This is a genomic window from Mycobacterium helveticum (assembly GCF_007714205.1).
Taxonomy (GTDB): Bacteria; Actinomycetota; Actinomycetes; order Mycobacteriales; family Mycobacteriaceae; genus Mycobacterium; species Mycobacterium helveticum.
Window position 1 is genome coordinate 1 of the sequence record NZ_VMQU01000075.1, and the last position, 11,842, is coordinate 11,842.

Consider the following 11,842-nt stretch of genomic DNA (forward strand, 5'->3'; position numbering starts at 1 on the left):
CCACCAGGTGTACCGCCCCCGCGACGGCCGCCGCCTGCACACCGTTTGGCACGATACCCGTGTAAACGGCGGCAAGGGGTTTGACGTCGGGCGATCGCGTGTACTCCAGCGCGTCGTGGACCGGGCCGGACGAACTGGTCGAGCACCTGCTGGCGATCCTGGCCGTCGGCGCGTCGTTGGTGCAGGTGGCCAACCCGCCCGGAACCGAGGCCGACCCCGCGGCACGGCAGCGCAGGATCGAGACGGAGAAGGTCACCCGGGTGCTGTGAGCCGGGCCGCCGCTCGCGCGTTCCGGGCGACGGCGATCCATGTTGATATCGCGATATTTCGATGTTAACGTCGTTACCACGCAGGATACCGGCCCACGGAAAGAGGAAGGTTCGCACGATGGCGGTGCAGGGAGTGCTGGCAAAGGGAGCCATATTTCTGGCCCACGGCGTGGTCGGGGCGGCCGCCTACGACCTGGTGGTGCGGGCCGCGAAGAAGGTGCCGCTGCACCGGGCCGCGGTGTCGGCGGCCGAGCTGGGCCTGCGCGGCACCCGCAAGGCCGAGGAGGCCGCGGAATCGGCGCGGCTGAAGATGTCCGACGTGATGGCCGAGGCCCGCGAACGCATCGGCGAGGAGGCACCCACCCCGGCGGTCACCGACATCCACGACCACGACCACTGATCCCGACGGAATGACCGCCGGAACCATCCCCATCGCATCGGACACGCCCACGCAGGAGCCGGCAGTGCTCTCGGACGCGGCCGGACGCATGCGGGTCAAGGTCGACTGGCTGCGCGGCGACTCCCGGCGCGCGGTCGCGGTCGAGGAGGCCGTGGCCAGGTGCCCCGGCGTGCGCGTCGTGCACGCCTATCCGCGCACCGGGTCCGTCGTGGTCTGGTACTCGCCGCGGCGCGCCGAGCGCCCCGCGCTGCTGGCGGCGATCGGCGAGGCCGCGCACGTGGCCGCCGCACTGATCCCGGCGCGCGCCCCGCATTCGGCGGAGATCCGCAACGCCGACGTGCTGCGGATGGTGATCGGCGGCGCGGCGCTGGCCCTGCTCGGCCTGCGCCGCTACGTGTTCGCGCGGCCACCGCTGCTCGGGCCGAGCGGCCAACTGGCGGCCGGCGGCGTGGCCATCTTCACCGGCTACCCGTTCCTGCGCGGCGCGTTGCGCGCGCTGCGGTCCGGGAAGGCGGGCACCGACACGCTGGTGTCGGTGGCGACGGTGGCCAGCCTGCTGCTCGGCGAGAACGTCGTCGCACTCACCGTGCTGTGGCTGCTCAACATCGGCGAGTACCTGCAGGACCTGACCCTGCGCCGGACCCGGCGCGCCATCTCCGAGCTGCTGCGCGGCACCCAGGACACCGCCTGGATCCGCCTCACCGACGGCCCCGACGACGGGGCCGAGGTGCAGGTGGCGATCGACACCGTGCAGGTCGGCGACGAGGTGGTCGTGCACGACCACGTCGCGATCCCCGTCGACGGCGAGGTGGTCGACGGCGAGGCGATCGTCGACCAGTCGGCCATCACCGGGGAGAACCTGCCGGTCAGCATCGCGGCCGGCGCGCACGTGCACGCGGGCTCGGTCGTGGTCCGCGGACGCCTGGTGGTGCGCGCGCAGGCCGTCGGCAACGAGACCGCGATCGGGCGCATCATCGGCCGCGTCGAGGAGGCGCAGCACGACCGGGCGCCGATCCAGACCGTCGGGGAGAACTTCTCCCGCCGCTTCGTTCCCGCCTCGTTCATCGTCTCCGCCCTCACCCTGCTGGTCACCGGCGACGTCCGGCGCGCGATGACCATGCTGCTGATCGCCTGCCCCTGCGCGGTGGGGCTGTCCACCCCGACCGCGATTAGCGCGGCGATCGGCAACGGCGCGCGCCGCGGCATCCTGATCAAGGGCGGCTCCCACCTCGAGCAGGCCGGCCGCGTCGACGCGATCGTGTTCGACAAGACCGGGACGCTGACCGTCGGGCGCCCGGTGGTCACCAATATCGTTGCGATGCATCAGGACTGGGAGCCCGAGCAGGTGCTGGCGTACGCGGCCAGCTCGGAGATCCACTCCCGCCACCCGCTGGCCGAGGCGGTGATCCGCTCGACTGAGGAACGCCGCATCAGCATCCCGCCGCACGAGGAGTGCGAGGTGCTCGTGGGGTTGGGCATGCGCACCCGGGCCGACGGCCGCACCCTGCTGCTGGGCAGCCCGTCGCTGCTGCGCTCCGAGAAGGTGCGGGTGTCCAAGAAAGCCACCGAATGGGTGAACCGGCTGCGCCGCCAGGCCGAGACGCCGCTGCTGCTCGCCGTGGACGGCACGCTGGTGGGGCTGGTCAGCCTGCGCGACGAGGTGCGGCCCGAGGCCGCCGAGGTGCTGACCGAGCTGCGCGCCCGCGGCGTCCGCCGCATCGTCATGCTCACCGGTGACCACCCGGACATCGCCGAGATCGTCGCCGGCGAGCTGGGGATCGACGAGTGGCGCGCCGAGGTGATGCCGGAGGACAAGCTCGCGGTGGTGCGCGCCCTGCAGGCCGAGGGCTTCGTCGTCGGCATGGTCGGTGACGGCGTCAACGACGCCCCGGCGCTGGCGGCCGCCGACATCGGGATCGCCATGGGCCTGGCCGGAACCGACGTCGCCGTCGAGACCGCCGACGTGGCGCTGACCAACGACGACCTGCACCGGCTGCTCGACGTGCGGGACCTGGGCGCCCGGGCGGTCGACGTGATCCGCCAGAACTACGGCATGTCGATCGCGGTCAACGCCGTTGGGCTGGCCATCGGGGCCGGCGGCGCCCTGTCGCCGGTGTTGGCCGCGATCCTGCACAATGCGTCGTCGGTGGCGGTGGTGGCCAACAGCTCCCGGCTGATCCGCTACCGGCTGGACTAGCGCACACTCTATGTCCGGCAGTGCCGCTCAGCAGCAGTCGTGGCCGCGCCAGGCCCGCACGCCCTGCCACGCCGCGATGGCGGCGACCGCGAGCCCGATCGCGGGGTCGACCCACCAGCCGCTCGGCCAGGCCGCGGTGGCGGCCAGTCCGGCCAGCACCCCGGCGGCCTGCACGGCGCACAGGTAGTTCTGCGTGCCCTCGCCCGCGGTGGCCTCCGAGTCCAGCCGGGCGCCCAGCCGGTGGTTGGCCCAGCCCAGCGTCGGCATCACCAGCAGCGCGACCACCGTCAGCGCGATGCCGATCACCGAGGTCTCGGCGTGGTGCCCGTCGGCGAGGTCGCGCACCGACTCGGCGGCGATGTAGGGGGCGGTCAGCCAGAACGACACCGCCACGCCGCGGCGCGCGCGCGCCTCGGCGGTCTCGGACAGGGTGCGGGCGCCGCTGAACCGCCACACGACCATCGCGCCGGCCAGCGCCTCCCCGCCGCCGCCGAGCGCCCACCCGGTCAGCGCGATGGACCCGACCGCAAGGCCCTGCCACAGTCCGATCGCGCCCTCGACGAGCAGCACGGTGAGGCTGACCCAGGCCAGCCGCCGCGCCCATCGGGCACCGGCCCGCCACGCGGCATCCCGCGCCGTTGCGCGCGGGCAGGTGCGGGAGACCGAAGCTGACGAGGTCATTGCACCCGATGGTAGAGGCAGCGGGCCGGGCCCGGGCACCGCGACACCGCGGGGTGAGCGCACTTACGCCGAATTGTTCAGCTCCCGTTTGAGCACCTTGCCGGCCGCGTTGCGGGGCAGCGAGTCCATGAACACCACGTCGCGGGGAACCTTGAAGCGGGCCAGCCGGTCGTGGACGTAGTCCTTGACGTCGCGCTCGGTCAGCGACGACCCCGGCCGGGGCACCAGGTAGGCGCGCAGGCGCTGCCCGAACTCCTCGTCGCCGACGCCGACGACCGCGGCCTCGAGGACGTCGGGGTGCGCGGCGAGCGCCTCCTCGACCTCGCCCGGGAACACGTTCTCGCCGCCGGAGACGATCATCTCGTCCTCGCGCCCGTCGATGAACAACCGCCCGGCGCCGTCGAAATGGCCCCCGAAATGGCCCTCGAAATGGCCCTCGAAATGGCCCTCGAAATGGCCGATGTCGCCGGTGGACATCAGTCCGCCGATCGTCTCCTTGGTGCCGCCGCCGGTGTACCCCTCGAACGCCAGCACGTTGCCGACGAAGATGCGCCCCGGAGTCCCGGGGGGGACCTCGCGCCCGTCGCCGTCGAAGACCTTGACGACCGACCCGGGCACCACGCCGCCGACGCAGGCGGGCTCGGCGGCCAGGTCGGCGGGCGTGGCGATGGTGGCGTAGGCGACCTCGGTGGAGCCGTACATGTTGTAGACGACGGGGCCCAGCGCGGCGAGCGCGCGGGTGGCCAGCTCGGCCCCGAGCTGCGATCCGCCGACGAACACGATGCGCAGGGCCGTCAGGTCGCGGCCGGCGAGCGCCTCGGGGCCCAGGTCGAGGATGCGCCGCAACATGATCGGCACGACGATCATGGCGCTGGCCCGATGCGCGGCCGCGTCCGCCAGGGCCTCGAGCGGCTCGAACTGGCGGCGCAGCACCAGCGTCGAGCCCAGCACCATCGCATACATCGCGTGACTGAAGCCCAGCGAATGGCACAGCGGCGCGCAGCATTCGGTGACCTCGCGGCCGCGAAACGGGACCTTGCCCAGCAGGCCGCCGACCGGGATGAGCGAGTAGGGCTCCGAACGCACGGCGCCCTTGGGGACCCCGCTCGTGCCGCTGGTGGAGATGACGATCCTGGGCCGGCCGCCGGAGGCCGGCGGTGGGCGGGTGTCACCGTGCTCGATCAGCGCGTCGAGGGTGTCGGGGCCGGGCGTTTGCGCCCAGGCCCGCAAACGTCCCAGCCGGGGATGTACCTCGGCGACCGCGCCGCCGTACTCGTCGTCGTGGACGAGCAGGTCGACCCCCTCGCGGGCCACCATGCCGGCGAGCTGCTCGCCGCCGAAGCCGGTGTTGAGCAGCACCACGCCCGCGCCGCACTTGCCGGCCGCGAACACCGCCTCCAGGAACCCCCGGTGGTTGCCGGCCATGACGGCCACGGTGGTGCCCGGGCCGACACCGCGCCCGCGCCACGCGTTGGCCAGCGCGTTGGTCCGGCGGTCCAGGTCGCGAAAGCTCAGCGCGCCATGCTCGTCGATCAGCGCGACACCGTCGGGATCCCGGGCGGCGGTGATCGCCGTCGCCGCCCCGAGCAGGCCGTAGCGGCCGAACGCGCGCAGCACCGGCACGACGCGCCAGGGCGGCACCGCCCGCAGTCCCCGGGCCCGCGCGTACAGCAGCAGCGAGCGGACTTCCAGACCGACACGTGTGATCACGTCTGCACTGTGCCCGGCGCCGCCACCGGGCGATAGGGGCGTATCGCCACCACCGGCAGGGGTCTTTGGTCACCACGCGCGGGCGAGACCGAGCCGCGGACCGTCCCGCGGCATTCCTCGTTACGCTGTCTAACCAGTGGGTCCCCAGTACATCGACCCCAGTACATCGACCCCAGCACATCGACGAAGGGTTTTGACCAAATGGCGCGCGCCGAGAACGACACGTGGGACCTGGCGACCAGCGTGGGGGCCACCGCCACCATGGTGGCGGCGGGACGGGCCCGGGCGACCCGCGACAAGCTGATCGACGACCCGTTCGCCGAGCCGCTGGTGCGCGCGGTCGGGGTGGAGTTCTTCACCCGCTGGGCCGCGGCCGAACTCGACCCCGCCGACGTCGACGTCCCCGGCGCGGCCTGGGGCATGCAACGCATGACCGACATGCTGGCCGCGCGCACCCGCTACATCGACGGGTTCTTCGCCGAGGCGGCCACCGCGGGCGTGCGCCAGGTGGTCCTGCTGGCGTCGGGCCTGGACGCGCGCGCCTACCGGCTGCCCTGGGCGGCGGGCACCACGGTGTTCGAGATCGACCAACCCCAGGTGCTCGACTTCAAGGCCGTCACCATCGCGCAGCTGGGCGCCAACCCCACCGCCGAGGTGCGGCCCGTCCCGATCGACCTGCGCCACGACTGGCCCTCGGCGCTGCGGCAGGCCGGGTTCGACACCGCCGCACCCGCGGCCTGGGCGGCCGAGGGCCTACTGGGGTTCCTGCCGCCCGACGCGCAGGATCGGTTGCTGGACAACATCACCGAACTCAGCGCCGACGGCAGCCGGCTGGTCGCCGAGGTGTTCCTGAACTCCGGGGTCAACGCGCAGGCGCTGAACGCCGCCACCGCGCGGTGGCAGGAGCACGGCCTGGACGTCGCGCTCGACGACCTGGGCTTCCCCGGCGCCCGCAACGACGCGGCGACCTACCTGGAGGCCCGCGGCTGGCAGCCGGTGCGCACGCCGCTGAACCAGTTGCTGGGCGAGCACGGGCTGCCGCTGCAGCCGACCGACGGCCCCGAGGACCCCGACGACCCCGAGCAGGCGCCGTTCGCCCGCAACTATTACTGCACCGCGGTGCTGCGGAAGGCAGACTGAAGGAAGGCGCCCCATGCCAGACAGCAATCCGCCCAAGCCGCTCGACGGCTACCGGGTGCTCGATTTCACCCAGAACATCGCCGGTCCGCTGGCCGGGCAGGTGCTGGCCGACCTGGGCGCCGAGGTCGTCAAGATCGAGGCGCCCGCCGGCGACGCGGCCCGCCACATCACCGCGGTGCTCCCCGGGCGGCCGCCGCTGGCCGCGCTGTTCCTGCCGCACAACCGCGGCAAGAAGTCGGTGGCGGTGGACCTGACCACCGATCAGGGCAAGCAGCAGGTGCTGCGGCTCGCCGAAACCGCCGACGTCGTGCTGGAGGGGTTCCGCCCCGGCGTGATGGAGCGCATGGGCCTGGGCCCCGACGAGTTGCGCTCCCGCAATCCCAGGCTGGTCTATGCCCGGCTGTCGGCCTACGGCGGCAACGGCCCGCACGGCAGCCGGCCGGGGGTGGACCTGATGGTCGCCGCCGAGTCGGGCATGACCACCGGGATGCCCACGCCCAGCGGCAAACCGCAGATCATCCCGTTCCAGCTGGTCGACGCCGCCAGCGGGCACGTGCTGGCCCAGGCGGTGCTGGCCGCGCTGCTGCACCGCGAGCGCCACGGGGTGGCCGACGTCGTGCGGGTCGCGATGTACGACGTCGCGGTCGGCCTGCAAGCCGCCCAGCTCACGATCCACCTGAACAAGCCGAGTGAGACGACCCCGGATTCGGCGCCGAAACCCAAGCGACGCAAGGGGGTTGGCTTCGCGACCCAGCCGTCGGACGCGTTCCGGGCCGCCGACGGCTACCTGATGATCAGCGCGTACGTGCCCAGGCACTGGGCCAGGCTGTGCGAGCTCATCGGCCGGCCCGACCTGCTCGACGACGAACGGTTCGTCGACCAGCGGGCGCGGGCGCTCAACTACCCGGAGCTGACCGAGGAGCTCGAGGCGGCGCTGGCCGCCCGGACCGCGGCACAATGGGTCGAGCTGCTGCAGGAGGGCGGCCTGATGGCCTGCCACGCGCACACCTGGAAACAGGTCGTGGACACCCCGCTGTTCGCGGAGAACGAGCTCGCCCTGCGGGTCGGCGGCGGCCGGGACGCCCTCACGGTGGTGCGCACCCCGGCCCGCTACTCCAGTTTCGAGGCGGCGGTCGCCGAGCCCCCGCCGGCGGTCGGCGCGCACACCGACGAGTTCCTCGCCACGCCCTGATCCGTCGGCGCGCGACCCGGCGTCTCGGGCAGCGCCAGGCCGGCCAGCGTCGCGCGCGTCATCGCTCCGGACCCGCCCGCCTGCCGGGCCGGCGTGCGAGGCCCGTCAGCCGGCCAGCTTGACCACCCTGTCGTTGCCGCGATCGGCGACGTAGACGCTGCCGTCGTTGCCCAGGGCGACCGCCAACGGGGTGTTGAGTCCCTCGAAGTGCAACACGGTCGGCGTGCCGGCTCCCGGCGCGTATTTCACCACCTGGTTCTTGTCGTGCTCGGTGACATAGACGGCACCGGCGTTGTCCACCGCGATGCCCCACGGGACGGAAAGGTCTTTGAGCGGCAACACCGTCGGGGTGTCGGACGCGGCGTCCAGTTTGACCACCCGGTTGTTGTCGGTGTCGGTGACGTAGACGTTGCCGGCGGGGTCCACGGCCACCCCGTCGGGGTCTTTGAGACCGGTGAACCGCAGCACGGTCTGGGTCGTGGCGCCCGCCGCCAGCTTCACCACCCGGCTGTTGCCCCGGTCGGCCACGTACACGCTGCCCTGGGCGTCGACCGCTACCCCTTCGGGGTAGTTGAGGCCCGTGAACGGCAGCACGGTCTGTTTGTTGGATCCGGCGGCCAGGGCCACCACCCGGTTGTCGAAGTCGGCGACGTACACGGTGTCGGCACCGTCGATGGCCAGACCCTGGGGCTGGTAGAGCCCGTCGAACGGGAGCACCGTCGGAGCGCCGGACCCGGGGGTCAGCTTCACCACCCGGCCGTACATGCCCTCGCTGGTGACATAGACGTCACCGGCGCTGTCCAGTGCCACTCCGCCCGGGGAGAGCCGGAAGTCGATGCCGTTGAACGGCAGCACGGTTTGCCCGGTGGCCTGTTGCGACGACGGCGACGGACGCAATACCAGGTAGCCGGTGACGGCGACGGCCGTGACGAGAACGAGACCGGCAACGCCGAGGGCGATCCACAGTTTTTTCCTGCCGCTTGTCTTCCCGGCGGGCGCGGACGCAGCGGGGCCGAAGTCGGGTTCGCGGCCATAGCGCTGCCGGCCGTACGTCGACTGGCCGGCGCGGTCGAGTCCGCCGCCGTCGGCGGGTCGATGGGGTGGCTCCCGCCAGCCGCCGCCCGCGGCGGACGGCACCGGGGCGGCACGGGTGTCGGCATTGGGCGGCGGCGCGGTTCGGCGAAAGCCGCCGTCGTGCGCGTTGGCCCGCAGCGTCGCCGTCTCACCCTCGCGCAGGATCGTGGCGGCCTGCCGCTGCTCGGGCGCCGTGAGGGCGTCGTTGGCGGCGGCGGCCAGATCCCCGGCGGTGCGGTAGCGCTCTTCGGGGTTCTTGGCCATCCCCCGGGCGATGACCTGGTCCAGGCCCGGGGGAACCTGACCGGGCCGCAGCTCGCTGGGCCGCGGCGCGGGCTCGAGCAGGTGCGCGGCGATGAGCCGTTCCACGCTCTCGGTCCGGTACGGCGGGACCCCGGTCAGACACTCGCCCAGCACGCAGGCCAGCGAATAGATGTCGGCACGGTGGGTGACCTCGTTGCCGGTGAACCGCTCCGGGGCCATGTAGTTGTAGGTGCCGACGGTGGTGCCGATCTGGGTGAGCGCCGGGTCGCTGGCGGCGCGGGCGATGCCGAAGTCCACCAGGTAGGCGAAGTCGTCGGCGGTCACCAGGATGTTCTCCGGTTTGACGTCGCGGTGCGTCACGCCGACGGCGTGTGCGGCGTCCAGCGCCGCGGCCACCTGCCGGACGATGGCCACCGCCCGGGCCGGGGCGATCGGGCCGTGGTCCGCCAGCAGGGTGCGCAGCGAGGCGCCGTCGATCAGGCGCATCTCGACGAAGAAATGCCCGTCGATCTCGCCGTAGTCATGGATCGGCACGATGTGGGGCTCGGTCAGCCGCCCCGCGGTGTCGGCCTCCCGCTGCATCCGCGCGCGGAACACCGGATTGTCCGAGTACTGCGACGAGATCAGCTTCAGCGCCACCGCGCGATGCTTGCGGATGTCCTCGGCCTCGTAGACCTCCCCCATGCCGCCCTGCCCCAACAGCCGCAGCAGCCGGTATGGCCCGAACTTCGATCCCCGCGAGGCCGCCTCGGTGTCGCTCACCGTCGAGTTCCCTTCACCTGGTCACGAGATTGCATCACGAGATTGCATCACGAGATCGCGCTGACCGCCGTCGCCAGCTTCGCCTGGAACGGGCCGGGCAGCGGGATGGAGCCGTACTGGTCCAGCCCGACCTGGCCCGGACCGATGGCGGCCTGCATGAACGCCTTCACCGCCGTACCGGTCGCCGAGTCCGGGTATTTCGAGCAGACGATCTCGTAGGTCGCCAGCACGATCGGATAGGCGCCGGCCTGCGTGGGCTTGTAGAACGACGAGGTGTCCAGCACCAGGTCGTTGCCCTGCCCCGCGAACTTGGCCCCGTTGATCGTCTTTCCGACCGAGTCGACGGTGATCGCCACGGGCGTCGGCCCGGCCGACGTGATGATCTGGGCCATGTTCAGCTGCTTGCCCACCGCGAACGACCACTCGTTGTAGGTGATCGATCCCTCGGTGGTCTGCAGCAGCGCCGAGGTGCCGTTGTTGCCGCTCGCGCCCTGGCCGACGCCCCCGTTGAACGTCTCACTGGCGCCCTTGCCCCACGCGCCGTCGGAGGCGCCGTCGAGGTACTTCTGGAAGTTGTCGGTGGTCCCGGACTGGTCGCTGCGGAAGATCACCACGATGGGCTCCGAGGGCAGACCGCCGTTCGGGTTGAGGGCCTTGACCGCGGGGGCGTCCCAGGTGGTGACCGCGCCGTTGAAGATCTTCGCGATGGTGGGACCGTCCAGGTTCAGCGTGCTCACGCCCTTGACGTTGTAGGTGACCGCGATCGGGCCGAACACCGTGGGCAGGTCCCACGCCGGCGAACCGCACCGGTCCGCCGCCCTGTCGGTCTGCCCGTTGTCGGGGTTCAGCGGGACGTCCGAACCCGCCAGGTCGGTCTCGTTGTTGACGAAGTTGCGCACCCCGGCCCCGGAGCCGTCGGCGTTGTAGTCGAGCGTGTGGCCCGGGCAGGCGTGGATGTAGGCGTAGACGAACTGTTCCATCGCGTTTTCCTGCGCCGTCGAACCGCTGTCGCGCAGTTCGCTCTTCCCGCCGCAGTCCACCGGCGACGACGTGGCACTCGACCCGGACGACGAGGCGCCCGTGTGGCCTCCCCCGCAGGCCGCCACCACCAACGTGGCCGCCGCCAGCAGACTCGCCGCGCCCCCGGGTCGAATCAGCTTCACGCAACTCCTCTGCAGGGTCGTGGGCCACCGCGGGTGGCCGCAATGTGAACTCGAAGTGACTATACAAACTCTCAATGTAAACGACCGGTTACGCACACACGTACGGACAGCAAGTAGCATCGAACGTCGATGGCCCGTGAACAGCGCGACGCCGAGACGGTTGCCGCCGCAGCCGACGTCACCGCCCCGGTGCTGAGGGCGGTGGACCTCACCCTGGGTTTCGGCGCCACGACGGTGCTCGAGAGGGTGAGTCTGGACTTCCCCGAACGGGCGGTCACCGCCCTGCTGGGGCCGACCGGCTCGGGCAAGACGACGTTCCTGCGCACCCTGAATCGGTTGAACGACAAGGTTCCCGGCTTCCGCCACGAGGGCGACATCCTGTTGGGCGGGCGGAGCATCTTCGCGGCCGGTGACCGCATGGAGTTACGCCGCAGGGTCGGCATGTTGTTCCAGCGCCCCAACCCTTTCCCGATGTCCGTCGCCGACAACGTGGTCGCCGGCGTGCGCGCCCACAAAATGGTGCCGCGCAAGCAGCTCAGGGCCGTCGCCGAGGCGCGGCTCACCGAGGTCGGGCTGTGGGATGCGGTCAAGGACCGGCTCGGCTCCTCGCCGTTCCGGCTCTCGGGCGGTCAGCAGCAGTTGTTGTGCCTGGCGCGCGCATTGGCGGTGAACCCGCAGGTGCTGCTGCTCGACGAGCCCACCTCCGCGCTGGACCCGACCACGACCGAGAAGATCGAAGCGCTGATCCGCTCGCTCGCCGACCGGCTGACCGTCGTCATGGTGACCCACGACCTCGCCCAGGCCGCCCGCATCGGTGACCGCACCGCCCTGTTCTTCGACGGCCGACTGGTCGAGGAGGCGCCCACCGATGAGCTGTTCCACTCGCCGCAGCAGGCGGAAACCGCCCGTTACGTCGCGGGGTTCCTCGGCGGCCGCGGGGTTGCTCCAGGCACGGAAAAGTCAGGTAAGGCACGTAACTCGAGATAAGAG

Annotated in this window: 9 protein-coding genes and 1 pseudogene; 6 read left to right on the forward strand and 4 right to left on the reverse strand. The window is 71.9% G+C overall.

Going from position 1 to position 11,842, the window contains the following annotated elements; all coding sequences use genetic code 11:
- Positions 1 to 68: 68 nt before the first annotated feature.
- The 3 genes and pseudogenes from FPZ47_RS17070 to ctpC form a co-directional block, all read left to right on the forward strand.
- A pseudogene (locus FPZ47_RS17070) lies at positions 69 to 269 on the forward strand (TIGR03089 family protein); the annotation flags it as partial.
- 118 nt (positions 270 to 387) lie between these two features.
- Positions 388 to 669 (forward strand): DUF1490 family protein, encoded by a 282-nt coding sequence (locus FPZ47_RS17075; RefSeq protein ID WP_144948619.1) that lies wholly within the window; start codon positions 388 to 390, stop codon positions 667 to 669.
- Positions 670 to 679: 10 nt separating this feature from the next.
- Positions 680 to 2,866: a manganese-exporting P-type ATPase CtpC gene (gene ctpC / locus FPZ47_RS17080; RefSeq protein WP_144948622.1), complete on the forward strand. Its 2,187-nt coding sequence runs from the start codon at positions 680 to 682 to the stop codon at positions 2,864 to 2,866.
- Positions 2,867 to 2,893: 27 nt separating this feature from the next.
- On the opposite strand, the gene FPZ47_RS17085 is transcribed toward ctpC, so the two are convergent.
- Both FPZ47_RS17085 and FPZ47_RS17090 read right to left on the reverse strand, forming a co-directional pair.
- Entirely contained in the window at positions 2,894 to 3,547 is a 654-nt protein-coding gene (locus FPZ47_RS17085; protein ID WP_144948625.1) for a cation efflux transmembrane domain-containing protein, read from the reverse strand.
- A gap of 63 nt (positions 3,548 to 3,610) precedes the next feature.
- Entirely contained in the window at positions 3,611 to 5,257 is a 1,647-nt protein-coding gene (locus FPZ47_RS17090; RefSeq protein WP_144948628.1) for an AMP-binding protein, read from the reverse strand.
- A 201-nt stretch (positions 5,258 to 5,458) separates the two neighbouring features.
- On the opposite strand from FPZ47_RS17090, the gene FPZ47_RS17095 reads away from it, so the two are divergent.
- On the forward strand, positions 5,459 to 6,397 hold the full coding sequence (locus FPZ47_RS17095; RefSeq protein ID WP_144948630.1) for a class I SAM-dependent methyltransferase: 939 nt from the start codon (positions 5,459 to 5,461) through the stop codon (positions 6,395 to 6,397).
- Between the two features lie 13 nt (positions 6,398 to 6,410).
- The gene (locus FPZ47_RS17100; RefSeq protein ID WP_144948633.1) at positions 6,411 to 7,589 is read left to right on the forward strand and encodes a CoA transferase; all 1,179 of its coding nucleotides are present in this window, start codon (positions 6,411 to 6,413) and stop codon (positions 7,587 to 7,589) included.
- 105 nt (positions 7,590 to 7,694) lie between these two features.
- Here the strand turns inward: FPZ47_RS17100 and FPZ47_RS17105 are convergent, their stop codons facing one another.
- Both FPZ47_RS17105 and pstS read right to left on the reverse strand, forming a co-directional pair.
- The gene (locus FPZ47_RS17105) at positions 7,695 to 9,689 is read right to left on the reverse strand and encodes a serine/threonine-protein kinase PknD (RefSeq protein ID WP_144948635.1); all 1,995 of its coding nucleotides are present in this window, start codon (positions 9,687 to 9,689) and stop codon (positions 7,695 to 7,697) included.
- Positions 9,690 to 9,736: 47 nt separating this feature from the next.
- Positions 9,737 to 10,852 (reverse strand): phosphate ABC transporter substrate-binding protein PstS, encoded by a 1,116-nt coding sequence (gene pstS, locus FPZ47_RS17110; protein WP_144948638.1) that lies wholly within the window; start codon positions 10,850 to 10,852, stop codon positions 9,737 to 9,739.
- A 129-nt stretch (positions 10,853 to 10,981) separates the two neighbouring features.
- Here pstS and FPZ47_RS17115 point away from each other — a divergent pair, with 129 nt between their 5' ends.
- Entirely contained in the window at positions 10,982 to 11,839 is an 858-nt protein-coding gene (locus FPZ47_RS17115; RefSeq protein WP_144948643.1) for an ATP-binding cassette domain-containing protein, read from the forward strand.
- Positions 11,840 to 11,842: the final 3 nt, after the last annotated feature.